Here is a 24,131-nt window from a genome sequence, read left to right as displayed (position 1 = left end):
CGTCATGTCTGGCGCGGTGAACAGAGGGCCCTCGCCGTTCTTGCGATGATCGGTCGGTGACCACGATGCAGCAACCCCCGTTCCCGCCGTCCGAGCCGCGGCGCGGCTCCGGTCCCGGCGACGGCCACGGGCAGGGGCAGGGGCACGGGCATGGACAGGGCTCCGGAAACGGCCGCGGGCACGCCCACGGGCCGGAGGGTGGCAATGGGCACGGACCCGGCCGCGGACACGGACCGGGCGGCGGCAACGGGTCGGGGGAGGGGCGCGGGCCGGACACCCATCTCGGGCCGGGGCACTCGCACAGCCACAGTCATGGCCCCGCCGCGCCCGTCTCCAAGCATCTGCGCAAGGTCATCGCGGCGGTGCTGATTCCCTTCGCCGCGGCGGTCGTCGTGGGTCTCGTGGTGCTCTGGCCCGGCGGCGCCCCGTCACACGAACGCACGGGTGTCGGCTTCGACCGGCAGAGCCAGCAGGCCACGGTCACCCAGGTCGTCCAGGTGGACTGCAAGTCGGTGAACGCCTCGGGGGACACCCCGACCGGCGACACCTCCACCGCCGAGGGTTCCTCCGCCCAGCGGCAGGCGACGGGCGAGTGCAAGAAGGCGACGGTCCGGGTGGACACCGGCAAGGACAAGGGGCGCACGTTCACGGAGATCGTCCAGCCCGACCAGTCACGGCAGTTGCACCAGGGCGAGAAGGTCGTGGTCGCGTACGAGCCCTCGGCGCCCAAGGATCTGCAGTACTCGGTCACCGACGTGAACCGGAAGTTCCCGATGGCGCTCCTCGCCGGGATCTTCGCACTGGCCGTCGTGGTGGTCGGCCGGATGCGTGGGCTCATGGCGCTGATCGCGTTGGCCGTCAGTTTCCTCATCCTGACGTTCTTCATCCTGCCCGCCATCCTGGAGGGGGCGAATCCGCTGGTCGTGGCGGTGGTCGGGGCGAGCGCCATCATGCTGATCGCGCTCTACATGTGCCACGGCCTGTCGGCCCGTACCTCGGTGGCCGTGCTCGGCACACTCCTCTCGCTGATCCTGATCGGTGTGCTCGGCTCGGTGTTCATCGGCTGGGCCGCCCTGACCGGCAACACCGACGACAACACCGGTCTGATCCACGGCCTGTATCCCTCCATCGACATGAGTGGTCTGCTGCTCGCGGGCGTGATCATCGGTTCGCTCGGTGTGCTCGACGATGTGACGGTGACGCAGACCTCGGCGGTCTGGGAGCTGCACGAGGCCAATCCCACCATGGGCTGGCGCGGCCTGTACCGCGCGGGTATCCGGATCGGCCGCGATCACATCGCGTCGGTCGTCAACACGCTCGTCCTGGCGTACGCGGGAGCCGCGCTGCCGCTGCTGTTGCTCTTCTCGATCGCGCAGAGCAGCGTCGGCGCGGTCGCCAACAGCGAACTGGTCGCCGAGGAGATCGTGCGGACCCTGGTCGGTTCGATCGGCCTGGTCGCCTCGGTCCCGGTCACCACCGCGCTGGCGGCCCTGGTGGTCTCCGCGGACCGCACCGGGACTCCGGGCGTCCCCACGACGGCCACAGGGCCCGTGGCGCCCGTACAGGAGCCCGTGGGGGCCCGGGGACCGGTCCGGGGCGGCAAGGGCCGTCGTCGCAAGCACTGAAGCCACCGCACGCCCGCCCCGGGCGTGCAGAAGCGTTCCTCCACGGAGTGAGGAAGCGTTCCTCCGCGAAGGTGCGGGAACGTTCAGCCCGCGCTCTGCTCCTCCGCGAGGATGCGGTCCAGCGCCTCGTCGAGATGGGTGTCGAAATCCGCGAGGGAACGCTCCTGCCCCAGCGGTACGAGCTTGTCGGTGCGGTCGAGGAAGGCCACCAACGGCGCCGCGCCGGACCGGAACAGAGCGTGGTCGCCGCCCACCTGAAGCCGGATCAGCACCTCCCCGAACGCGTCCGGATCGGCGGGCGCGATGTGCACATCGCCGTCGCCGCACGGCCGGCCCACGCCGTCGATCAGCAACTCCCGCCCGAAGGCCCAGGTCACGGGCGCGTCTCCGGGCAAGTGGAAGGTCAGCCGCACGGCGTACGGATCACAGGTCTCGTAGCGCAGCTCCACCGGGATGCGGAAGGACAGCTCCTCCGACACGAGGAAGCTCATCATGACCTCTGCCTGTACCGACTCGCGCATCGCCTACCCCGTCGTTTGCCGTCGACTGGCCAGGAATCGTCCCCCTGACACTGCTGGAATCTTGCTCAACGTACACAAGAGATCACAAGGAGTGAGTTTTCAGATGCTGATAGAGATCGCGAGTGTCCCCAGTAGTCTTCCGATCTCACCTTGCAATTGTCGTGCCGCCGGTAGCAGTCGATCGGCCTGGTGGACAGGGAGAGAAATGGCCATTGTCGCGGCGGTCGCACCCGCGGTGATGGGCAGTGCGGCACACACCGTGCCCAGCGCGTACTCCTGGCGCTCGGTGACGGGATCCATCCGTCCCGTCCGCTCCAGACGCCGCAGCAGGCCGGCGTTGTCGCGCACCGTGTACGGAGTGAGCGACTGCACCGGATAGCGGTCGAGGTGATCCCGGCGGGCCCTCTCGTCGAGCTGCGACAGCAGACACTTGCCGATCGCGTGGGCGTGCCCGGTCTCCCTGAAGTCGGCCCACTCCTCCACCGCCGGGTTCCCGGGGGTGTCCGCGACGCACATGACCTCGATCTCACCGTCGCGGTAGACCGCGTAGTACACGGGCGCACCGATCGCGTCGCGCCACCGGGCGAGCGCGTCGCTCAATGTGCTGCGACGTTTCTGCTGGGCTCCGCTGCTGCTCAGCCGCTCGGCGGCCTCGCCGAGGAAGAACAGGCCCTTCTCCCGGCACAGATAGCCCTCGTGGACCAGGGTGCGCAGCAGGTGGTAGGCCGTGGGCAACGCGAGTCCCGCCTCCCGGGCGAGCTGTTTCGCGGGGGCCCCGTGTTCGCGCGCGGCGACGGCCTCCAGGAGCCGCATCGCCCGTTGCACGGAGCCGATCAGGGTTGTCGGGTGAGATTCCGGGGGCGCGGTCTCCAGCCCGTCGGTGCGCGCGGCCGGCAGGGGGGCACGGATCTCCGCGGGTGAGGAACGCGGCTGGGCCGGCGGTGCGTAGGACGCGGCGGAGGCACTGGACCGCTGGAGGGGTGGCGTGAGTGATTCTGTGGGTGCGGTGTCAACCGTGGCCAAGGGGCACTCCCGAAGCGCGAGGGGGACCGCCCGTGCGGGGGGACACGGGAGGGGGCTGTGCGCTGCCCGCGGGGAGTCAGCCCCGCGTCGAATTCCGGACTTTAACCGCCTGCCACCGCTCGCAGACCGCCCCGCCGGAAAACTTCCCTCGGGCGAGGGAACCTGAGGTTCCCTTTGCCCACCCGCCCGTTACCCGCGACTCACCCGGTTGTGCGTCACCAGTCGCCGCGGGAGGACGAACTCGACGTGAACTTCCGCACCACGTAGATCAGGCCGCCGACGAGCGCGACGAAGACCAGCGCCTTGAAGAGCAGGCCGATCACCACCGTGAGCACACTGACTATCACCGTGCCGAACACGAACAGGGCGATGACCGGCACCGCGATCCACTTCACCCACCACGGCATCCCGTTGAAGATCTCTCGCATCGCCGTTGTCCTTGCCTCTCTTCGCCCGTCGGTCCCAAGTCCGGGACTCCGATTCCGGGTTCTCCGACTGTCCTGCGTTCGATGCTAGGGCCCAGGAGGGGGACTGCGGGCGTCTCGCACCCCTTGTCCTCCCCTGACCGTTCCCCTAGGGAACCCTGAGACCGGGGTCAGCTCTCCGGCGGAGAGAACACCACCAGCACCCGCAGGTCCTCGGTGATGTGGTGGAACTTGTGAGCGACGTCCGCGGGGACGTAAATGACGCTGCCGCGCGCCACCTGCGTGGTCTCCAGGCCGACCGTGATCGCGGCCCGGCCGCTCACCACGAAGTACACCTCGTCCTGTCGGTGGGGCTGCTGGGAATCGCGCTCACCCGCGTCGAGGGCGTACAGGCCGACCGACATGTTCCGCTCGCGCAGGAACTGCAGATAGGCACCGTCGTTGGCGGCGCGCTCCGCCTCCAGTTCGTCCAGCCGGAATGCCTTCATCGCCTCGTCCGCTCCCGTGCTCCGCGGGCTGTCCACAGCCCTGCTCGCCAGTCGATCTCTTCTGCCACGATCAGACACATGAAGAATTTCGTAGTCAAGACGATCGCCAACGCCGGGGCCCTGGCCGTGGCCGTATGGGTACTCGACAAGATCACCCTGACAGGCGACAGCACCGGCAAGAAGATCGGCACGCTGTTGCTCGTCGCACTGGTCTTCGGGCTGGTGAACTTCCTGGTCAAGCCGGTGGTGAAGGTCCTGACCTTCCCGCTGTTCATTCTGACACTCGGGCTGATCACGCTCGTGGTCAACGCCCTGATGCTGCTGCTCACCTCATGGCTTGCCGACAAGCTGGACCTGAGCTTCCACGTCGAGGGCTTCTGGACGGCCGTCCTGGGCGGCCTGATCATCTCGGTGGTGTCCTGGGCGCTCAATGTGGTCCTCCCCGACGGCGACAACGACTGAGAGAGCCCTATGTCCTATCGCGTCTGCTTCGTCTGCACCGGCAACATCTGCCGCTCCCCCATGGCCGAGTCCGTCTTCCGTGCTCGCATAGAGGAGGCCGGACTCGACGGTGTGGTCGAGGTCGACAGCGCGGGCACGGGCGGCTGGCACGAGGGCGACGGTGCGGACTCCCGCACCGTCGCCGTGCTGGAGGCCGGCGGCTACGGGAGTGACCACACGGCCCGCCGCTTCCACGCCGCGTGGTTCTCCCGGCTCGACCTCGTCATCGCCCTCGACTCCGGCCACCTGCGGGACCTGCGCCGTCTCGCGCCCACCCCCGAGGACGCGGACAAGGTCCGCCTGCTGCGGTCGTACGACCCCGCGGCGGGCGACGATCCGGACGTCCCTGATCCGTATTACGGACGTCTGGACGATTTCGAGGAGTGTCTTGAGATGGTGGAGGCGGCGAGCCATGGACTGCTCGCCGCTGTTCAGCAGGAACTGGAGGGACGGGCGGCATGACGTCAGGGGATTTCGTCACGGGAAGCGGTGACGGCACACGCGCGGTACGGGCAGGTCTGCCCGAACCCGTCAAACACGAGCCGACCCTGCCCGGGCCGGTGTTCGCCGCGCACTTCCATCTGCCGGGCGATCCGACCGGTCCGTACACCTATGGCCGTGACGAGAACCCGACCTGGACGCTTCTGGAGCGTGCCATCGGCGAACTGGAGGCACCGGGGAAGGAGGACGTGACCACGCTCGCCTTCCCCTCCGGGATGGCCGCCATCTCGGCGGTGCTCTTCTCGCAACTGCGGGCCGGGGACGTGGTGGTCCTGCCCGACGACGGCTACCAGGCGCTGCCGCTGGTGCGTGAGCAGCTCACCGCGTACGGCATCGAGGTGCGCACCGCGCCGACCGCCGGTGACGCGCAGCTCGACGTCCTCGACGGCGCGAAGCTGCTGTGGATCGAGACCCCCTCGAATCCGGGGCTCGACGTGTGCGACGTACGGCGGCTCGTCGACGCGGCCCATGCTCAGGGCACCCTCGTCGCCGTCGACAACACCCTGGCCACCCCGCTCGGGCAGCGTCCGCTGGAACTGGGGGCCGACTTCTCGGTGGCCAGCGGGACCAAGATGCTCACCGGGCACGGCGACATCCTCCTGGGATACGTCACCGCGCTCGACGCCGGCGCGATGGCGCCCGTGCGGCGCTGGCGGAAGATCGTCGGAGCGATCCCCGGCCCCATGGAGGCCTGGCTGGCCCACCGCTCTCTGGCCACGCTCCAGTTGCGCGCCGACCGGCAGAACGCCAACGCCCTGGTCATCGCCGAGGCACTGCGGGGCAGGCCCGAGGTGACGGGCCTGCGCTATCCGGGTCTGCCCGACGACCCCTCGCACAAGATCGCCTCGCAGCAGATGCGGCGCTTCGGCTGTGTGGTCTCCTTCACGCTGTCCACGCGCGCGCGTGCCGACCGGTTCCTCGACGCGCTGCGTCTGGTGGACGACGCGACGAGCTTCGGAGGGGTGCGGTCCACCGCCGAGCGGCGCGGCCGATGGGGCGGCGACGCGGTGCCGGAGGGCTTCATCCGCCTCTCGGCCGGCGCCGAGGACCCGGAGGACCTGGTGGCGGACATTCTCCGCGCGCTCGACGAGTCCGCGGAGTGACCTCTTGCTGAGCGGCCGGTGAGTAAGCTGCGCCCTGCGTCCGACCGTCCGCTCGGCACCTCGCTTCGCACGACGGACGGTCCGAGCCTCCCCCCTCGTGGCTCGGACCGTCCCGGTTCTTTGCGCTAAGAACCGCGCGAACAAGGCTAGTTGACTCTGTGTCAGTGTCCAATCACAGTAGCGACAGCGACCTATCGACTTATTTATAGTTGAGGCCCGATCGAGGGTGCTGGGAGAGGAGGGGCACCATGGATTTGGCCCTGCTGCGGACGTTCGTGACCGTGCACCGGGCCGGTTCCTTCACTCGCGCCGCCGCGCTGCTCGGTCTCTCCCAGCCTGCCGTCACCTCGCAGATCCGAACCCTGGAGCGGCAGTTGGGGAGGCCGCTCTTTCTGCGTCAGGCCCGTGGGGTGACGCCCACGACGATCGGCGACGAGCTCGCGCACAAGGCCGCGCCTCATCTCGACGCCCTGGTGGAGATCGCCGAGGCCGGGCTCGACGAGGACTCGTCGCTGCGTACCCTGCATCTCGCCGGGCCGCCGGAGTTCACCGCCGAGCGGGCGCTGCCCGCCCTGACCGAGCTGACGGGTGACGACGGACAGGGGTTCGCGCTGCGCGCCTCGTTCGGCAACGCCGAGGAGACCTTGGAGGGGCTGGCCGCCGGACACCATGATCTGGCCATCACCACGGCCCGTCCGCGCGGCGCCCTGCTCACCGCGACCCCGCTCTGCGACGAGGAGCACGTCCTGGTGGCGGCTCCACGCTGGGCCGCCCGCATCGGTCCCGGAAAGCTCCGCCGCAAGGGCTCGCCGGTCCTGGACGACTTCCCCGTGGTCGAGGTCCACGAGTCACTGCCGCTCGTCGCCCGCTACTGGGCCTCTGTCTTCGACTCCCGTCCGGCCGCCTCGGGCACCGTGGTCGTCCCCGACCTGCGCGCGGTGCTCGCCTGTGCCGCCACGGGCGCGGGGCTCGCGGTGCTCCCTCGGTATCTGTGCGCCGAGGCCCTGGAGCGCGGTGACGTCGTGGCGCTCCTCGACCCGGTGGTACCTCCACTGCGTACGTACTTTCTCGTGGTCCGGACCGGCACGCTGGCCATGCCGCACATCGCGCGGGCATACGAATGGCTGCTGCATGCCGCGGCGGACTGGACCTGAAGACCGTCCCGGGCAACTCCCCAGGTACTCGTGGAGACCCTCTCCGAGAGCCCTCCTGGGGTCCTCGGGGCTCCACGATGTTTCACGTGGAACCTGTCGGGCCACATTCCTCCCATGACCGTCCGACCCGTGGTCAAGCGCACCGCCCGTGCCATCCTGCTCGATGGCGACGACCTGATTCTGATCAAACGCACCAAGCCTGGTGTCGATCCCTACTGGCTCACCCCGGGTGGCGGGGTCGAACCGGAGGACACGACTGTCGTCGACGCACTGCACCGCGAGGTCCACGAGGAACTCGGCGCCAAGATCTCCGATGTGGTGCCCTGCTTCGTCGACACCGTCGAGCACATCGGCGATGACGGCGGTGCCACCGGCGTGAAAGTGCAGCACTTCTTCGTCTGCCACCTGGAATCCATGGATCCGGCCCTGCGCCACGGACCCGAGATGGACGAGCCCTGCGGCGAGTACGAGATCGTCCGGGTGCCCTTCACCCGAGTCGGTATCGCCTCCGTGCACCTCGTCCCGCTGTCCCTGCGCCACTATCTCGACGGGAACATCGAAGGCGTACGGGCGATGCACGCGCCCGACCTGGGCTGACGCCCTGCAGTCCTACGGCTCTCGCACTCACCCCGGCAGTGTGTGGCCTGGATCAGTCCCCGGCCCCGACGAGCTCCTCGACCGAGTCGTGCCGGATGCGGTCCGACGGGATGCCGGCGTCCCTCAGGACGTCCATCCCGCTGCGGATCATGCCCGGCGGCCCGGAGAGATAGGCGTCGTACTCGTTCCACGGCCCGTACTCACGCACGGCGTCGGGCAGGTGAAGATGGGCCTGGTGGTCGACGACCGGACGCACGGCGAGCCATGGATGGCTCTGCTGAAGCCGCAGCATCGTGTCGATGTCATACAGGTCGTGATCGGTGCGGGCACCGTAGAAGACCTCGACCGGGCGCCGCTCCCCGTGCTCGGCGACATCCTCGACCAGTGCCTTGATGGGTGCGATGCCGGTGCCCCCGCCCAGACAGAGGAGTCCACTGTCGCTGCTGTGGTCGACGGTCATCGATCCGGCCGGCGGCCCGAGACGGATGATGTCGCCGGGGCGGGCCCGGTGCACCAGGGCGTTGGACACCCACCCCGCCGGAATCGCCTTCACATGGAAGGACAGCAGTCCGTCGGACCGGGGCGCGGAGGCGAACGAGTAGTGGCGCCAGACGCGGGGCCACCACGGCGTCTCCAGGCTCGTGTACTGCCCGGCGAGGAAAGGATACGGCTGGTCGGGTCGGACGGTGATGACGGCGACGTCAGGGGTCCTGAGATCGTGCGCGACCACCTCGGCGTACCACCACGCAGGGGCACGCAGTTCGTCCGAGGACGCCGCGTCGATCATGACCTGGGAGATGGTCGTGTACGCGCGCACCCAGGCCGCCTCGGTCTCGGCGTCCCAGATCGCCGAGGCGAACCGGCTGAGCGAGCCGATGAGGCACTCGCCGACGGCCGGATAGTGCTCGGGACGGGTGCCGTACTTGCGGTGACCACGACCGAGGTTCTGCAGATAGTCGACGAGGACCGGGGTGTTGTCGATGTGCTCGGCGGCGGTGAGCAGCGCCTTGAGCAGCCGGTCCCGCTGGGTGTCCATCGCGGCGGGGAACAGCGACCGAAGATCCGGGTGCCGTACGAAGAGCAGCGCGTAGAAGTACGAGGTGACCTTGTCGGCGACGGGGCCGACCTCGGCCATGGTCCGACGGATGAGCGCGGCGTCGGGGGACGGTTCCGCGACGGCGGCGGGCCTTCCCGCGGGCACCGCCGGACGGATCGGTCCCGATTGCGTGGGGACGGGGTTCCGGTGCGCGGGAAGCACCGAGGGCGGCATGGTCCGCGGTTCCGGCTTCGTCGGCGCCTGGACCGCCGGTGTGGGGAAGGGCGGTGCCTGGAAGGGCGGAAGAGCGTCCCGGGCGGCCTCGGGCGCTTCCTGGGGCGCGGCCGTGGGCACCACGTCCTCAAGAGCGGATATTCGTGTCTGCGCGCCAGTCTCCTCGCCCACCGGACGCCCGTGCCTCACGGGGCTTCCTTCGGCCGGCCCGGCCTCCGTGGAGCGGCCCACGGGGCGCAACGCGGCCAGTCGGCTGGCCCCTTCGGCCTCCCGCTCTCTGTCGGCGGGCGCCGGCGCCGGTTCCTTGCGTGGCGTGAACCAGCCGCTCCCGCCATTTCCTCCGGAAGTGCCGTTGTCGGCCGACGTGGTGGTCGGAGCGTCCATACTGTGCCTCGCCTCGAACATCTTTCGGTCGGTCTATGCACTTCCGCGTTCGGAAAATGCCTGCTTTCCCCCGTAGACGGCTTGCTCCCCTGCCCCGTTCAGTCCCCTTACCCATGCGGCCACATTCAAGCCGGGCTTCCGCTCAGCACGGACAAGTAAGGCGAGAGTGTGACATTGACCGCATCGCCCTCACGGCAGCATCCCACTCCGCGTCAACGCCCGTCCGCATAACGGAAAATTCGGGTCTCGATCTCCCCGTCCCGTTACGCTGCATTGGCCTGCGTTCACGCCCCACGACCTGCCCGCACATCCTGGTGACGCGAACCGGAGTCGACCATACCGGCAGTCGCCCCACTGACAAGTCCACTCTTCCTTCGATGTGATCGAACGAGGGACAGCCCATCAATTCCTTTGATTACAGGGCCGGTCGGACCACTTCATAGGCCTCCCACAGGCTCCGGCCCACGTAGGAGTGCGTGGCGATACCCGCCAGGTGCCGGTCCGCGTTGATGGCCACGGACACCGGCACGGTCTCGAACAGGTCCTTGTCCGAGAGCGAGTCACCGTAGGCGACACAGTCGGCCCGTCTCACCCCGAACTCTTCACAGAGCCGGTTCGCGATCTGCACCTTCGCGGCAGCGCTGAGAATGCCGGCGAGATCAACGGGCTCGGCGAAGGGCAGGGCCGGGAAGCGCGAGCCGTATGCCGCGTGTGCGCCCCACCTCGTCAGCCGCTCGACGAAGAAGGAGGGCGAGAGCGAGATGACGGCGCAGTAGTCACCATTGCCTCTGATCTCGGCCCAGACATCTTCGATACCGGACAGCCAGGGCGCTTGTTCGAATGCCGCGGCCACATGCGCATCCGTGAGCTGCGCCCACAAGGCGTACACCCGCGTGGCGTATTCCGGCGGGCCGATGCGTCCTGCCGAGATTGCCTGCTCGATCGCGATGGTCTCGGCCTCCAGACCGATCTGCCGCGAGATCTCCAGAGGCGCGGAACTCCCGTACAACAGTGTTCCGTCGAGATCGAAGAGATGAAGGCGTGTCATACGAGCCGAGGCTAGTGGCATGAGCGGTCTTCGCTGTTTCACGTGAAACGCCTGCAGGCACCCGTTACCGAGGGGGACCGTATGGCCAAAAGCGCATGTGTCCCCGGGCAAACAGGTGGACGTCAGGGGTATGTGTCGGACAGCCTGACCTGCGTGTCGACACCTTCTCTCCTTGCTCTGCCCATCCGTCGTCTGACGCTCCGCGATCTCACCGCGTGCGCCGACCTGTCCGAGGACCGGGGGTGGGCCCGCGAAGAACACAAATGGGGTCTGCTTCTGACAGCGGGGAAGGGATACGGCATCGACGCCCCGGACGGCGGCCTCGTCACCGCGTGCGTCGTGACCGAGTACGGAACGCCAAGCCGGCCCGAACTCGCGGCGATCGGCATGGTGCTGGTGGCAAAGCGGTACGCCCGCCAAGGCGTCGGCCGGCGGCTGATGCGGCATGTGGTGGCCGAGAAGGGCCTCACCCCACTGACCCTGCACGCGACCCCTTATGGGCGGCCGCTCTACGAGGAACTCGGCTTCAAGGTCACGGGTCACACCGAGATGGTCAGTGGACACTTCGTCCCCCGCGGGCCGGAACCGGAGATCTCCACACGGCCGGCCGGCGCCGAGGATCTCCCCGGGATCCTCCGGCTCGACTCGGAGATCTTCGGCCTCGACCGCACGCATGTGATCACGCGGCTGCCCGCCTTCTCCGACCAGCTGCGCGTGGCCGAGGAGAACGGCCGGATCATCGGCTACGCGGCTGCCTGGCCCAACATGGACACCCATGTCGTAGGTCCCCTGATCGCCCGCGACACGGAGACCGCGAAGGCACTCGTCAGCTCGCTGGCCGCCCGCACCGACCGTCCACTGCGCACGGACATCGACGTACGGCACCAGGAGCTGCTGTCCTGGGTGAAGGAGTGCGGCCTGGAATCCGTCGGGTTCAATGCCGTGATGGCGTACGGGATCTCGGAGCTGCCCGGCGACTGGACGCGGCGCTTCGCCCCGCTGACGGTGGCGGCGGGCTGAGGGCCGGCTGACCCGGTGAGGCCTCCCCAGCACGAAAGTGCCGTCCCGGCATCTGCTGGGACGGCACTTCGGCGGAGGGGCCCGATCAGACGAGGGTGTCCACGGCGGCGACGGCGAAGGAGTGGTCCTGCTCCGGCGCTCCACCGCCGACACCGACGGCGCCGATCAGACGGCCGCCACGGTGGACCGGCACACCGCCCGCGATGAACAGCAACGGGCGGTCGAGCGCGGTGGGCAGCGTGTGGAAGGGGGCGCCGGGCTGGACCGCGTCGACGAGGTCGGCGGTGGCGGAGTCCAGCTGGAGGGCGGTGTATGCCTTGCGGGTGCTGGTCTCGCCGGAGATCAGGACAGCCCGGTCGTCTCGCCGGAAGGCGAGCAGATGACCGCCCGCGTCGAGGACGGTGACGCTGACCGCGACTCCGGATGCCTCGGCCGCCTGGCGGGCCGCGGAGAGGAGAACCTCGGCGTCCTCGGTGCTCAGCGGGGTGACAGCGGTGGCAGTGGTGCTCATGAAGGGTGTTCTCCTTGTGGGGCCTGTACTCGGCCGGGGCCGGCCATGGGGGACCGGGTCGGTCGTCGCGAGGGGGGCGTCTGACGGTCGGGCAGATGAGTGGGCGAGCCGGTGGGCTCAGTGGTGGACAGCGGTCCGCTGCTCGGCGGACACGCCTTCGGTGACGACGGCCCCCGGGGCATCGGTCCGGCGCTCCAGAGCGGCCGAGAAGACGGCGAGGACCAGTGCCCCTGCGGCCAGGGCGGCACCGACCCAGTTGGGTGCCGTGTAGCCCAGGCCCCCTGCGATGACGATTCCGCCGAGCCAGGCCGAGAGGGCGTTGCCGAGGTTGAACGCGCCGATGTTCACGGCCGAGGCCAGGGTGGGGGCGCCGTGGGCCTGGTCGAGGACGCGCTTCTGGAGCGGTGGCACGGTCGCGAACCCCAGCGCGCCGATCAGGGCGATCGTGACCGCCGCGAGGATCTTGTTGTGCGCCGTCACGGTGAACAGTGCGAGGACGACGGCCAGGCCACCCAGGGACGTGTACAGCATCGGCATCAGCGCCCGGTCGGCGAACCTGCCGCCGATGAGGTTCCCGCCGACCATGCCGAGGCCGAAGAGGACCAGCAGCCAGGTGACGGAACTGTCGGCGAAGCCGGTCACGTGGGTCATCATCGGCGCGATGTAGGTGATGGCCGCGAAGACGCCGCCGAAGCCGAGCACGGTCATCGCCATGGCCAGCAGGACCTGGACGTTCTTGAAGGCGGCGAGTTCATGGCGGAGGTGGACGCCTTCGGGCTTCGGCATCTCGGGGACCAGCTTGGCGACGCCCAGCAGACCGATCACGCCGAGGGCGGCCACACCCGCGAAGGTGACCCGCCAGCCCGCGGACTGACCGACCAGCGTGCCCAGGGGGACACCCACCACGTTGGCGATGGTGAGTCCGCTGAACATCATGGCGATCGCGCCCGCCTTCTTCTCGGGCGCGACCAGCTCGGCGGCGACGACCGATCCGATGCCGAAGAACGCGCCATGGGCGAGCGATGCCACGATCCGGCCCACCAGCATCAGTCCGAAGACCGGCGCCACGGCGGAGAGCAGGTTGCCGAGGACGAAGAGCCCCATCAGCAGCATCAGCATCCGCTTGCGGGACACCTTCGTGCCGAGCGCGGTCATGATCGGGGCGCCGATCACGACGCCCAGGGCGTAACCGGTCACCAGGAGCCCGGCCGTGGGGATGGAGACACCGAAATCGCCGGCGACCTCAGGCAGCACACCCATGATCACGAACTCGGTGGTTCCGATTCCGAAGGCCCCGATCGCGAGGGCCAGAAGCGCGAGAGGCATGGTGGGATACACCTTCCCAAAAGATTGCAGGAGCGCTTTGCTTGCGTTCACAATAGTTGCAGGCGCGGGTTAAACGCAAGAGCGGTCTATTGCGCCTGTGCCCTACCCTGGTGTCAGCCACTCCGGGACGGAGGAACACGCCATGACTGCCACGGACCCCGCGCTCACTGCCCTCGCACAAGGGTGGTGCGCCCTCTCCCTGCTGCACGGGAGGATCGAGGCCCACATCGAACGCGCCCTGCAGGCCGGGCACGACCTGAGCGTGCGGGAGTACTCCCTGCTCGATGTGCTCAGCCGACAGCACGACGGCGAGGGCGGTCATCTGCAGATGAAGCAGGTCGCGGACGCGGTCGTGCTCAGCCAGAGCGCCACCACCCGACTGGTCACCCGGCTCGAGGACCGCGGGCTGCTGTCCCGCTACCTCTGCCCTACCGACCGCCGCGGCATCTACACGAACGTCAGCGAGGCGGGCCTCGCACTGCTCGACGAGGCACGGCCCACCAATGACGCCGCCCTGCGCGAGGCACTCGACGAAGCGGCCGAGAACCCGGCGCTGGCACCCCTGGTCCGTGTCGTGGAGTCGGCGAGCGTACCCGCATAGGCCCTGCACAGACGGGTTTCCACCGCTGTATAGGCTGCGGCCATGGGAGATCTTGAGATCCGACCGGCCGTCGCGGATGACGTTCCCGCCATCGTCGCGATGCTCGCCGACGATGCGCTCGGTGCCCAGCGGGAGTCGCCGGACGATCTGACTCCCTATCTGGCCGCGCTCGAACGGCTCAGCGGGGACCCCAACCAGCACCTGGTCGTCGCCGTTCGCGCCGGGCAGGTCGTCGGCACTCTGCAACTCACCGTCATTCCCGGACTGTCCCGCAGAGGCTCGACCCGCGCTCTCATCGAAGGGGTCCGGGTGCGTACCGACGAGCGCGGCAGCGGCCTCGGCACCCGGATCATCGAGTGGGCGGTCGATGAATCCCGGCGCCAGGGCTGCCGGCTGGTCGAGCTGACCTCCGACGCGAGTCGCACGGACGCCCACCGCTTCTATGAGCGGCTCGGCTTCACCGCCTCGCACGTGGGTTTCAAACTGGCGCTCTGAGCGCACCCGACCGCAACAGTGCGATGAACCCCATCCACGCCAAGGCGTCCTGTTTCACGTGAAACAGGACGCCTCTCCCCGCATCGACGCCTATGCGATGCCGCGCCAGCCCTCGGGGTCCACCCCACCGGGCACAGGAGCGCTCTGGTCGTACGGCTGACGCGTGAAGACGAACGACCCGAGGTCCAGGTGGCTCAGGGACCCGTCGGGGCGCCGTACGGCCCGCAGCAGCTCCCCCGTGTAGTAGCCGTCCAGTCCCGTCCAGGTCCCGTCGTCGTTCGGCCTGAAACGTGAACGGCGGCCGGCACCCGCCATCGGGCCCAGCTCGACCATGCCGTGGGCGGTGAGGCGCAGCGCACACCCCTGAGTACCCCAGTACCAGGGTCCCGCCAACTCCAGTACGGACGGCTCGATCCCAGGGGCCGGACGCCATGGTTCGGGGATCCGCGGCTCGGCCTCGGCGACGATGCGTACGAGATCGGCTGCCACCGACAACGGTTGCGGGCCGGAGGTGCAGTTGGTCAGGACCACGGCCGACACGTCGTCCCGTACGCCGATGACGAGGGCTGCCATGAAGCCGGGCAGGGACCCCGAGTGGCCCGCGAGAATCCGGCCCGAACGGCGCAGCACCTGCAGTCCCAGGCCGTAGGCGTCGCCCGACGCCAGCTCCTCGGCGTCCAGAGGAGCCGCGGGCGTCCGCATCTCCCGGAGGGACTCCGCGCTGAGCACCCGGTCGTCCCCCTCCACCAGGAAGACCGCGAAGCGCGCCAGGTCGCCCGTGGTGGACCACAGTTGCCCGGCGGGGGCCATCCGGCCGAGGTCCTCCGCGGGCTCCGGCATCATGACGTCCGCCCACGGGTGCACGGCCCAGCCGCCCGCGTGAGGGGCCTGCGGGAGCCCACTCGTGCGGTGCAGGCCCAGGGGTTCGAGTACCTCGCGTCGCAGGACCTCCTCCCACGGAGCCCCGCGCACCTCCTCGACCAGAGCACCGAGCAGGGTGTAGCCCGGGTTCGAGTAGTGATGAAGCCGCCCGACCGGGTGAAGAAAAGGCTGCTCGCCGAGGACATCGGCCAGCTCGGGCCGCAACGACGCGGGGCTACGTTCCCACCAGGGGCCCGGTGTCTCGGCCGCCAGGCCGGCGGTGTGCGAGAGGAGTTGGGCGATGGTCGCCTCCCCCGCGCCCGTTCCCGGCAGATGCTTCTCCAGTGGGTCGCCCAGATCCAGCAGCCCTTCGTCGCGCAGCCGCAGCACCAGCACGGCGGTGAAGGTCTTGGTGATCGAGCCGATCCGGTACTGCACGTTCTCGTCCGGTCCGTGCCCGTCCACCGAGGTCCGCGATCCGTGCCACACCGTCTGCCCACCCCGGACCACCGCGGCGACCAGCGACGGTGCCCGTCCGTCGGCCTGAGCGGCTGCGATCCGGTGCGACAGAGCCCGGCGTGTGGCGGGAAGCAGCTCTTCCTGAGGTGTTGTCATACCCCCAGTCCACCCGGACCGCCGCCACACGTCGAGTCCATTTCCTCGGCGGAACGACGAGTCCACGGCCGAGCCACCGAGAACGAGAGCCAGATGCGAGTTCAGATCGCGCACCGATGAGTTTCCCGTGCCGCGCCGGTCTGTACGCGTGAGACCTACTCACGGAGGGCCCGCGCCATGCGGAAACTGATCTACGGCATGAACCTGACCCTGGACGGCTACATCGCCGCGCCCGGCGACGACATCGGCTGGAGTGTGCCGAGCGACGAGCTGTTCCAGTTCTGGTCCGACCAGTTGCTGGCGACCGACCTGTCGCTGTACGGGCGCAAGCTGTGGCACACGATGAGCTCCTACTGGCCCACCGGCGACCAGCAGCCCGACGCCACCCCGGCGGAGGCCGAGTTCGCGCGCCGTTGGCGGGACATGTCGAAGGTGGTGTTCTCCTCGACGATCGACAAGGTCGACTGGAACACCCGCCTGGTCACCGGCGACGCGGTCGCCGAGATCACCCGGCTCAAGGCCGAGGACGGCGGCCCGATGGACATCGGCGGCGCGACGCTCGCCGGGGCGGCCATGCGGGCCGGGCTGATCGACGAGTACGTGCTGGCCACCGCGCCGGTCCTGGTGGGCGGCGGCACGCCGTTCTTCACCGCGCTGGACAGCTGGGTGAACCTGAACCTGGTGGAGACGCGGACGCTTCCCGGCGGCGTGATCCTGACCAGGTACGAGAGGAGGCGCTGAGCAGCAGCAGCCACGCGCTCGTCTCATGGCAGTGGCATTTCTGCCATCCGTCTGCCAGTTGCCGTGAGATTCCGCCACGGCCTTTGAGAGCCTGCGGAGCCGCCCCGGATCAGGTCTGTGCCATGTCCACGAAGCGGGAGTAGTGGCCCTGGAACGCCACCGTGATCGTGGCCGTCGGGCCGTTACGGTGCTTGCCGACGATGATGTCCGCCTCGCCCGCCCGTGGTGACTCCTTCTCGTACGCGTCCTCGCGGTGCAGCAGGATCACCATGTCCGCGTCCTGCTCGATCGAGCCGGATTCACGCAGGTCGGAGACCATGGGCTTCTTGTCCGTGCGCTGTTCGGGACCACGGTTGAGCTGCGACAGCGCGATCACCGGCAGCTCCAGCTCCTTGGCCAGCAGCTTCAGGTTTCGCGACATGTCGGAGACCTCCTGTTGCCGGCTCTCGGACCGTTTGCCGCCCGACTGCATCAGCTGCAGATAGTCGATCACGACGAGCTTCAGGTCGCTGCGCTGCTTGAGGCGGCGGCACTTGGCGCGGATCTCCATCATCGACAGGTTCGGAGAGTCGTCGATGTAGAGCGGCGCTGCCGAGACGTCCGGCATGCGGCGCGCGAGCCGGGTCCAGTCCTCGTCGGTCATCGTGCCGGACCGCATGTGGTGCAGTGCCACGCGCGCCTCGGCGGAGAGCAGACGCATCGCGATCTCGTTGCGCCCCATCTCGAGGGAGAAGATCACGCTGGGCATGTTGTGCTTGATGGAGCAGGCCCGTGCGAAGTCCAGTGCGAGCGTGGACTTACCCATGGCGGGACGGGCCGCGATGATGATCATCTGGCCTGGATGCAGCCCGTTGGTGAGCGAGTCGAGGTCCGTGAAGCCGGTCGGTACACCGGTCATCTCCCCCGACCGCGAACCGATCGCCTCGATCTCGTCGAGGGCGCCCTCCATGATGTCGCCGAGCGGCAGGTAGTCCTCGGTGGTGCGCTGCTCGGTGACCGCGTAGATCTCGGCCTGGGCGCTGTTGACGATCTCGTCGACGTCACCGTCGGCCGCGTATCCCATCTGTGTGATGCGCGTGCCGGCCTCGACCAGACGGCGCAGCACCGCGCGCTCGTGGACGATCTCCGCGTAGTACTCCGCGTTGGCCGCGGTCGGGACCGTCTGGACGAGGGTGTGGAGGTACGACGCGCCGCCGACCTTGGTGATCTCGCCCCGCCTGGTGAGCTCGGCCGCGACGGTGATCGGGTCGGCCGGCTCGCCCTTGGCGTACAGGTCGAGGATCGCCGTGTAGACCGTCTCGTGCGCGGGCCGGTAGAAGTCGTGGCCCTTGAGCACCTCGACGACGTCGGCGATCGCGTCCTTGGACAGGAGCATGCCACCGAGGACGGACTGTTCGGCGTCCAGGTCCTGGGGGGGCACGCGCTCGAAGGACGAACCTCCGCCTTCCCACGCGCCGCTGTCCCGGTCCCGGTCGTGCTGCTCGTCACGGGATCGCCCGGTGTCGCGGCGCTGACGGGAAGCGGGCAGACGATCACTGGGACCGCTGTCGGCCCACGGGTCGTCCAAGGGCTCGGAAATACTCACCGAGCCACCTCCTCCCGTCCGCCGAGCGGACCTAGCCGTGCCCAATATTTCTACGGCACGGCACTGACAAATAAGGAGCCCAACTCCGGTTCTGACGCGTCGGTTTTGCGAGGTTTCCGAGGGCGGTGGAGAGAGCGGGCGCCGCACCACGTTAGGCCCGCGGGCACCGTCAGCCAATCTGGTTATCCACAGGCCATGTGGACGACGGCCCAGATGCTGTGGAGAACCCCACAAAACCTGTGCACGACCCGGTGGACAGCCCTGTGAACAAGCCCTCAGCGAGGACTCATCAACACTTCTGACCTGGCCTTTCACCGTCCACCGGCTGTGCAGAAGAAAAACTTTCCCGGCCGGACCAAGATCCCTTCAAACGGTGCGCGCCGACACGCCCGGCGGCCTGGTCAGTAAGGGTCACGAATACTTTGCATCTCTTACCTGTGGAAGATTAGATTGGTGCCCATGACACAGGCTCCCCCGGCGCCCAAGGCCGCCCGACGCCGGCACGACCGAGAGATCGTCGCGCTGGCCGTCCCGGCCTTCGGCGCACTCGTCGCCGAGCCTCTTTTCGTGTTGGCGGACAGCGCCATCGTCGGCCATCTCGGCACCGCGCAACTGGCCGGCCTCGGTATCGCCTCGGCCCTCCTCGTGACGGCCGTCAGCGTCTTCGTCTTCCTCGCCTACGCCACCACCGCCGCCGTTGCCCGCCGGGTCGGCGCGGGTGATCTGCGAGCCGCGATCCGCCAGGGCATGGACGGCATCTGGCTCGCGCTGCTGCTCGGCACCGTCGTCATCGTCACCGTCCTGCCCACGGCCCCCGCCTTGGTGGGGCTCTTCGGCGCCTCCCCGACGGCCGCCCCCTACGCGACGACGTATCTGCGCATCTCCTCCCTCGGCATCCCCGCGATGCTCATCGTCCTCGCATCCACCGGTGTCCTGCGAGGTCTGCAGGACACGAGGACTCCCCTCTATGTCGCCGTCGCCGGCTTCGTGGCCAACGCCGCGCTCAACGCCGGGCTCGTCTACGGCGCCGGACTGGGTATCGCTGGCTCAGCCTGGGGAACCGTCATCGCCCAGTTCGGCATGGCCGCGGCCTATCTGTTCGTGGTCGTACGCGGAGCCCGGCGGCACGGGGCCTCGCTACGACCGGACGCCGCCGGTATCCGGGCCTGCGCCCAGGCCGGCGCCCCCCTGCTGGTGCGGACACTGTCACTACGGGCGATCCTCATGATCGCCACTGCCGTAGCGGCCCGTCTCGGGGACGCGGACATCGCCGCCCACCAGATCATCATGAGCCTGTGGAGTCTGCTCGCCTTCGCGCTCGACGCGATCGCCATCGCCGGGCAGGCCATCATCGGACGCTACCTCGGCGCGAACGACGCTGAGGGTGCCCGCGAGGCGTGCCGACGCATGGTCCAGTGGGGCATCGCCTCGGGCGTCGTCCTCGGCCTGCTGGTCTTCGTCGCCCGGCCGCTGTTCCTCCCGTTGTTCACCGGCGATCCGGCCGTCCAGCACACCGCGCTTCCCGCACTGATTCTGGTGGCCGTCTCCCAACCCATCAGCGGAATCGTCTTCGTCCTGGACGGAGTCCTCATGGGCGCGGGGGACGGACGGTATCTGGCGTGGGCCATGCTGTTGACCCTCGCTGTCTTCGCACCCGTCGCACTGCTGGTGCCCGCGTTCGGCGGTGGGCTCACGGCACTGTGGGGGGCGATGACGTTGATGATGGCGCTGAGAATGCTGACCCTCTGGCTTCGTTCCCGTTCGGGACTCTGGATCGTCACGGGCGCCACACGCTGATCGAGCGAGCGACCACACCGACGCACACATGCGTGAACCCGTCCGGCCCGTCGCCCGTTTCACGTGAAACGGGCGGCACACGAAACCTGCGTTTCACGTGAAACCCCTGATTCCGGGGAAGTCTCTCGTTTCACGTGAAACGAAGAAGGGCCGTACCCCAGGAGGTACGGCCCTTCTCTCGGCTATGCCGAGCGCTGCACTCAGGCAGCGACGACCTCGATGTTGACCTTGGCGGCAACTTCGGGGTGCAGACGCACGGACGTCTCGTGGGCGCCCAGGGTCTTGATGGGCGAGCCCAGCTCGATGCGGCGCTTGTCGACCTCGGGGCCACCGGAAGCCTTGATCGCCGAAGCGATGTCGGCCGGGGTGACGGAGCCGAAGAGACGACCGGCGTCGCCGGAGCGAACGGCCAGGCGGACCCTGACGCCCTCGAGGCGGGCCTTGATCTCGTTGGCCTGCTCGATGGTCGCGATCTCGTGGATCTTGCGAGCACGACGGATCTGCTCGACGTCCTTCTCGCCGCCCTTGGTCCAGCGGATCGCAAAGTTCCGCGGGATCAGGTAGTTGCGAGCGTAGCCGTCCTTGACGTCGACGACGTCGCCCGCGGCACCGAGGCCGGAGACCTCGTGGGTGAGGATGATCTTCATGTCTCGGTCACCCTTCCCTTATCGCGCAGTGGAGGTGTAGGGCAGCAGCGCCATCTCACGGCTGTTCTTCACGGCCGTGGCGACGTCACGCTGGTGCTGCGTGCAGTTGCCGGTCACGCGGCGGGCACGGATCTTGCCGCGGTCGGAAATGAACTTCCGCAGCATGTTCGTGTCCTTGTAGTCCACGTACGTGACCTTGTCCTTGCAGAAAGCGCAGACCTTCTTCTTAGGCTTGCGCACAGGCGGCTTCGCCATGGTGTTTCTCCTGTGTGATCAAGAAGTGGGGGTACGACCCACCCTCGGCCGGAAGGCCTAGAAGGGGGGCTCGTCCGAGTAGCCGCCGCCAGAACCGCCGGAACCGCCGGAACCGCCGGAGCTTCCGCCCCAGCCGCCACCGCCGCCCTGGTTGCCACCACCGGCGGGAGTGCCGGTGGCCCAGGGGTCGTCCGCGGGGGCACCGCCGCCGCCCTGCTGGCCGCCGCCGGAGCCTCCGCCCCAGCCGCCGCCCTGCTGGCCGCCGCCACCGCCGCCGTAACCACCCTGACCGCCGCGGCCGGTGGTCTTGGTGACCTTGGCCGTGGCGTTCTTCAGGCTGGCGCCGACTTCCTCCACGTCCAGTTCGTAGACCGTGCGCTTGACGCCCTCACGGTCCTCGTAGGACCGCTGCTTCAGCCGGCCCTGCACGATGACGCGCATGCCTCGCTGGAGCGACTCGGCGACGTTCTCCGCCGCCTGACGCCAGACCGAGCAGGTCAGGAACAGGCTCTCGCCGTCCTTCCACTCATTGGTCTGACGGTCGAAGGTGCGGGGGGTGGACGCGACACGGAACTTCGCGACCGCCGCACCGGAAGGGGTGAAGCGCAGCTCGGGGTCGTCTACAAGATTGCCGACGACCGTGATGACGGTCTCGCCTGCCATGGGGGAACCTCTCGGCGGGTTTGCTGCTGGCTGCTGGTGCTGCTACTCGATGCCCGAGATCAGCTGAGCTGGAGAGCTCAGTGGGTCTCGGGACGGAGGACCTTGGTCCGGAGGACCGACTCGTTCAGGTTCATCTGGCGGTCGAGCTCCTTGACGACCGCAGGCTCGGCCTGCAGGTCGATGACCGAGTAGATGCCCTCGGGCTTCTTCTTGATCTCGTACGAGAGACGACGACGGCCCCAGGTGTCGACCTTCTCGACCTTTCCGTTGCCCTCACGGACGACGGAGAGGAAGTTCTCGATCAGGGGGGCGACAGCGCGCTCCTCCAGATCGGGGTCGAGGATGACCATCACTTCGTAGTGACGCATGTGGAACCCACCTCCTTTGGACTCAACGGCCACGGTCGTTCCGTGGCAGGAGGGTTGTGATGCGTACGCAACGGTATCGGCCGCCACTGACAATCGGGCTCCGTTCGATGTACCGAGTGCTCGGCGGATCGAAGGGAGTCCTTGTCGTGACCTGGCCGCGGCCTGGGCAGACACCGGTGCAGAGGGTACAGAGTACCTGCATACCTGCTTCGGGTTGAAATCCGGCCGGGGTCACCGTCAATCTGTACACATCGGGTGTGTATGGCGCTACGATGCGCCGCCTTCCGCAGGAGGTGCCCTATGGCACAGACAGTGCGAACCAACACCGCCGGATCCCTGCTCGCCACCGACCACAAGCCCCATCCGCTCCAGGACACCCTGCTCGCCGTGACCCTGGTGCTCGGAGTGACGGCGTTCATCACGGCACAGTTCGACAGCCTGCACCTGATCAGCTCCTGGACGGGACTGATCGGCATCTTCACCGGTGCGAGCGGGCAGTTCATCTCGGAGACGACCAGGCAGCGCTTCGGGTTGATCCTGGGGCTCGGCGCCTCCGCGGTCGGCTTCTTCCTCGGCATGGCACACGGCGGCCTCTTCGGCGGCATCATCGGCTGAGGGGCGCAGCGGCCGGGCGGCCCGGACCCGCTCCGCGGCCGCCGGCACGGTCCCCGACAGGTGACACAACACCCCATATCGTCCCGACCGGGCACCGGTCAGGACGCAGGTTCCATACGGCCAGACGGGGCGCTCGCAGGGCGCAGTAGGCTTCGGCGCGAGAGCCGGAGCCCCTGTACCCATGGGGACACACCAGCCCGAGGAGCGCCCCGAATGAGCCTGACCCTGAGGACCATCAGCCGAGAGCAGCATCTGGCATACATCCAGAGCCTGCCCTCGGCCAGCCACATGCAGGTCCCGGCCTGGGCCGACGTGAAGGCCGAATGGCGCTCGGAGAGCCTGGGCTGGTTCGACGGCAGGAGCGGCCAGATGGTGGGCGCCGGGCTGGTGCTGTACCGCCAGCTGCCCAAGATCAAGCGCTACCTCGCCTATCTGCCCGAGGGTCCGGTCATCAACTGGTACGCGCCGAATCTCGACGAGTGGCTGCAGCCGATGCTCGCGCACCTCAAGCAGCAGGGCGCCTTCTCCGTGAAGATGGGTCCGCCGGTGATCATCCGGCGCTGGGAGGCCACCTCCATCAAGGGCGGCATCCAGAACCCGGACGTGAAGCGTCTGCGCGACATCGAGGCCGACTTCATCGAGCCGCGCGCCTTCGAGGTGGCCGACAAGCTGCGCCGCATGGGCTGGCAGCAGGGCGAGGACGGCGGCGCGGGCTTCGGCGACGTACAGCCCCGCTACGTCTTCCAGGTGCCGCTGGCCAACCGCTCCCTCGAAGAGGTCCACAAGAACTTCAACCAGCTGTGGCGCCGCAACATCAAGAAGGCCGAGAAGGAGGGCGTCGAGGTCGTACAGGGCGGCTACCACGACCTCGAGGAGTGGCAGCGGCTGTACGAGATCACGGCGATCCGCGACCACTTCCGGCCTCGACCGCTGTCGTACTTCCAGCGCATGTGGACGGCCCTCAACACCGAGGACCCCAACCGGATGCGGCTCTACTTCGCCCGGCGCGACGGCGTGAACCTGTCGGCGGCGACGATGCTGGTGGTCGGCGGTCACGTCTGGTACTCGTACGGCGCCTCGGACAACATCGGCCGTGAGTTCCGTCCCTCGAACGCGATGCAGTGGCGGATGCTGCGTGACTCGTACGCCCTGGGCGCGACGGTGTACGACCTGCGCGGCATCTCCGACTCGCTGGACGAGACCGACCACCTCTTCGGTCTGATCCAGTTCAAGGTGGGCACCGGCGGCCAGGCGGCCGAGTACCTCGGAGAGTGGGACTTCCCGCTCAACAAGCTGCTGCACAAGGCGCTCGACATCTACATGTCCCGCCGCTGAGGGGCACGCCGCCGAGCCGGCCCGAACAGCATGCCGAGCCGCTGATCCGGCCCGGT

At 68.5% G+C, this 24,131-nt stretch carries 27 protein-coding genes; 13 read left to right on the top strand and 14 right to left on the bottom strand.

Annotation, left to right across the window (positions count from 1 at the left end; translation table 11 throughout):
* Positions 1–56: 56 nt before the first annotated feature.
* Positions 57–1,625 (top strand): YibE/F family protein, encoded by a 1,569-nt coding sequence (locus ACFVTC_RS23190; protein WP_390129893.1) that lies wholly within the window; start codon positions 57–59, stop codon positions 1,623–1,625.
* Positions 1,626–1,708: 83 nt separating this feature from the next.
* Here ACFVTC_RS23190 and ACFVTC_RS23185 read toward each other — a convergent pair whose 3' ends face one another.
* The 4 genes from ACFVTC_RS23185 to ACFVTC_RS23170 all read right to left on the bottom strand — a co-directional run bounded on the left by ACFVTC_RS23185 (position 1,709) and on the right by ACFVTC_RS23170 (position 4,082).
* A complete protein-coding gene (locus tag ACFVTC_RS23185) occupies positions 1,709–2,146 on the bottom strand; it encodes an SsgA family sporulation/cell division regulator (protein WP_168529012.1) in 438 nt (145 codons plus the stop codon).
* Positions 2,147–2,245: 99 nt separating this feature from the next.
* Positions 2,246–3,043: an IclR family transcriptional regulator gene (locus tag ACFVTC_RS23180; RefSeq protein WP_390130163.1), complete on the bottom strand. Its 798-nt coding sequence runs from the start codon at positions 3,041–3,043 to the stop codon at positions 2,246–2,248.
* A 341-nt stretch (positions 3,044–3,384) separates the two neighbouring features.
* Positions 3,385–3,597, bottom strand: coding sequence for a DUF5326 family protein (locus ACFVTC_RS23175; RefSeq protein WP_390129891.1), 213 nt, complete (start codon positions 3,595–3,597; stop codon positions 3,385–3,387).
* 167 nt (positions 3,598–3,764) lie between these two features.
* Positions 3,765–4,082, bottom strand: coding sequence for a cupin domain-containing protein (locus ACFVTC_RS23170; RefSeq protein ID WP_390130161.1), 318 nt, complete (start codon positions 4,080–4,082; stop codon positions 3,765–3,767).
* 78 nt (positions 4,083–4,160) lie between these two features.
* Here ACFVTC_RS23170 and ACFVTC_RS23165 point away from each other — a divergent pair, with 78 nt between their 5' ends.
* The 5 genes from ACFVTC_RS23165 to ACFVTC_RS23145 all read left to right on the top strand — a co-directional run bounded on the left by ACFVTC_RS23165 (position 4,161) and on the right by ACFVTC_RS23145 (position 7,938).
* Positions 4,161–4,544 (top strand): phage holin family protein, encoded by a 384-nt coding sequence (locus ACFVTC_RS23165; protein WP_390129889.1) that lies wholly within the window; start codon positions 4,161–4,163, stop codon positions 4,542–4,544.
* A gap of 9 nt (positions 4,545–4,553) precedes the next feature.
* Positions 4,554–5,045, top strand: a complete 492-nt coding sequence (locus ACFVTC_RS23160) for a low molecular weight protein-tyrosine-phosphatase (RefSeq protein ID WP_390129887.1) — start codon at positions 4,554–4,556, stop codon at positions 5,043–5,045.
* Positions 5,042–6,187, top strand: a complete 1,146-nt coding sequence (locus ACFVTC_RS23155; protein WP_390129885.1) for a cystathionine gamma-lyase — start codon at positions 5,042–5,044, stop codon at positions 6,185–6,187. Before ACFVTC_RS23160 ends, ACFVTC_RS23155 begins: the two co-directional genes overlap by 4 nt.
* A gap of 248 nt (positions 6,188–6,435) precedes the next feature.
* Positions 6,436–7,341, top strand: coding sequence for a LysR family transcriptional regulator (locus ACFVTC_RS23150; RefSeq protein ID WP_390129883.1), 906 nt, complete (start codon positions 6,436–6,438; stop codon positions 7,339–7,341).
* 114 nt (positions 7,342–7,455) lie between these two features.
* On the top strand, positions 7,456–7,938 hold the full coding sequence (locus ACFVTC_RS23145) for an NUDIX domain-containing protein (RefSeq protein ID WP_390129881.1): 483 nt from the start codon (positions 7,456–7,458) through the stop codon (positions 7,936–7,938).
* Between the two features lie 52 nt (positions 7,939–7,990).
* Here the strand turns inward: ACFVTC_RS23145 and ACFVTC_RS23140 are convergent, their stop codons facing one another.
* Entirely contained in the window at positions 7,991–9,592 is a 1,602-nt protein-coding gene (locus ACFVTC_RS23140; RefSeq protein WP_390129879.1) for a globin domain-containing protein, read from the bottom strand.
* 415 nt (positions 9,593–10,007) lie between these two features.
* Positions 10,008–10,640: an HAD family hydrolase gene (locus tag ACFVTC_RS23135; RefSeq protein WP_390129878.1), complete on the bottom strand. Its 633-nt coding sequence runs from the start codon at positions 10,638–10,640 to the stop codon at positions 10,008–10,010.
* 153 nt (positions 10,641–10,793) lie between these two features.
* Between ACFVTC_RS23135 and ACFVTC_RS23130 the strand changes: the two genes are divergently transcribed.
* Positions 10,794–11,660: a GNAT family N-acetyltransferase gene (locus ACFVTC_RS23130; protein ID WP_390129875.1), complete on the top strand. Its 867-nt coding sequence runs from the start codon at positions 10,794–10,796 to the stop codon at positions 11,658–11,660.
* 85 nt (positions 11,661–11,745) lie between these two features.
* On the opposite strand, the gene ACFVTC_RS23125 is transcribed toward ACFVTC_RS23130, so the two are convergent.
* Both ACFVTC_RS23125 and ACFVTC_RS23120 read right to left on the bottom strand, forming a co-directional pair.
* Positions 11,746–12,171, bottom strand: a complete 426-nt coding sequence (locus ACFVTC_RS23125) for a heme-binding protein (RefSeq protein ID WP_390129873.1) — start codon at positions 12,169–12,171, stop codon at positions 11,746–11,748.
* Between the two features lie 117 nt (positions 12,172–12,288).
* A complete protein-coding gene (locus ACFVTC_RS23120) occupies positions 12,289–13,497 on the bottom strand; it encodes an MFS transporter (RefSeq protein ID WP_390129870.1) in 1,209 nt (402 codons plus the stop codon).
* 142 nt (positions 13,498–13,639) lie between these two features.
* Between ACFVTC_RS23120 and ACFVTC_RS23115 the strand changes: the two genes are divergently transcribed.
* On the top strand, positions 13,640–14,098 hold the full coding sequence (locus ACFVTC_RS23115) for a MarR family winged helix-turn-helix transcriptional regulator (protein WP_168529024.1): 459 nt from the start codon (positions 13,640–13,642) through the stop codon (positions 14,096–14,098).
* A 42-nt stretch (positions 14,099–14,140) separates the two neighbouring features.
* Positions 14,141–14,593 carry a GNAT family N-acetyltransferase gene (locus ACFVTC_RS23110; RefSeq protein ID WP_390129868.1) on the top strand — a complete coding sequence of 151 codons (453 nt, stop codon included), beginning with the start codon at positions 14,141–14,143 and terminating at the stop codon, positions 14,591–14,593.
* 90 nt (positions 14,594–14,683) lie between these two features.
* Here ACFVTC_RS23110 and ACFVTC_RS23105 read toward each other — a convergent pair whose 3' ends face one another.
* Positions 14,684–16,069, bottom strand: coding sequence for a serine hydrolase domain-containing protein (locus ACFVTC_RS23105; protein ID WP_390129866.1), 1,386 nt, complete (start codon positions 16,067–16,069; stop codon positions 14,684–14,686).
* 177 nt (positions 16,070–16,246) lie between these two features.
* On the opposite strand from ACFVTC_RS23105, the gene ACFVTC_RS23100 reads away from it, so the two are divergent.
* Positions 16,247–16,810: a dihydrofolate reductase family protein gene (locus ACFVTC_RS23100; RefSeq protein ID WP_390129865.1), complete on the top strand. Its 564-nt coding sequence runs from the start codon at positions 16,247–16,249 to the stop codon at positions 16,808–16,810.
* Between the two features lie 109 nt (positions 16,811–16,919).
* Here the strand turns inward: ACFVTC_RS23100 and dnaB are convergent, their stop codons facing one another.
* Entirely contained in the window at positions 16,920–18,395 is a 1,476-nt protein-coding gene (gene dnaB, locus ACFVTC_RS23095) for a replicative DNA helicase (protein ID WP_390129863.1), read from the bottom strand.
* Positions 18,396–18,854: 459 nt separating this feature from the next.
* Between dnaB and ACFVTC_RS23090 the strand changes: the two genes are divergently transcribed.
* Positions 18,855–20,192 (top strand): MATE family efflux transporter, encoded by a 1,338-nt coding sequence (locus ACFVTC_RS23090; protein ID WP_390129862.1) that lies wholly within the window; start codon positions 18,855–18,857, stop codon positions 20,190–20,192.
* A gap of 200 nt (positions 20,193–20,392) precedes the next feature.
* On the opposite strand, the gene rplI is transcribed toward ACFVTC_RS23090, so the two are convergent.
* The 4 genes from rplI to rpsF form a co-directional block, all read right to left on the bottom strand.
* Entirely contained in the window at positions 20,393–20,839 is a 447-nt protein-coding gene (gene rplI, locus ACFVTC_RS23085) for a 50S ribosomal protein L9 (protein WP_148009270.1), read from the bottom strand.
* 18 nt (positions 20,840–20,857) lie between these two features.
* Positions 20,858–21,094 (bottom strand): 30S ribosomal protein S18, encoded by a 237-nt coding sequence (rpsR, locus tag ACFVTC_RS23080; protein WP_003949403.1) that lies wholly within the window; start codon positions 21,092–21,094, stop codon positions 20,858–20,860.
* A 57-nt stretch (positions 21,095–21,151) separates the two neighbouring features.
* Positions 21,152–21,757, bottom strand: a complete 606-nt coding sequence (locus tag ACFVTC_RS23075) for a single-stranded DNA-binding protein (RefSeq protein WP_390129860.1) — start codon at positions 21,755–21,757, stop codon at positions 21,152–21,154.
* Between the two features lie 77 nt (positions 21,758–21,834).
* The gene (rpsF, locus tag ACFVTC_RS23070) at positions 21,835–22,125 is read right to left on the bottom strand and encodes a 30S ribosomal protein S6 (protein ID WP_005482942.1); all 291 of its coding nucleotides are present in this window, start codon (positions 22,123–22,125) and stop codon (positions 21,835–21,837) included.
* Between the two features lie 300 nt (positions 22,126–22,425).
* Between rpsF and ACFVTC_RS23065 the strand changes: the two genes are divergently transcribed.
* Both ACFVTC_RS23065 and ACFVTC_RS23060 read left to right on the top strand, forming a co-directional pair.
* Positions 22,426–22,740, top strand: coding sequence for a hypothetical protein (locus ACFVTC_RS23065; RefSeq protein WP_390129858.1), 315 nt, complete (start codon positions 22,426–22,428; stop codon positions 22,738–22,740).
* A 213-nt stretch (positions 22,741–22,953) separates the two neighbouring features.
* The gene (locus ACFVTC_RS23060; RefSeq protein WP_390129856.1) at positions 22,954–24,075 is read left to right on the top strand and encodes a lipid II:glycine glycyltransferase FemX; all 1,122 of its coding nucleotides are present in this window, start codon (positions 22,954–22,956) and stop codon (positions 24,073–24,075) included.
* The last annotated feature ends 56 nt before the right edge of the window (positions 24,076–24,131 follow it).

The organism is Streptomyces sp. NPDC057950, assembly GCF_042887295.1.
Lineage (GTDB): Bacteria > Actinomycetota > Actinomycetes > Streptomycetales > Streptomycetaceae > Streptomyces > Streptomyces kaempferi.
Note: the sequence above shows the minus strand (reverse complement) of the source record. Positions and strands in the feature narration are given on the sequence as shown.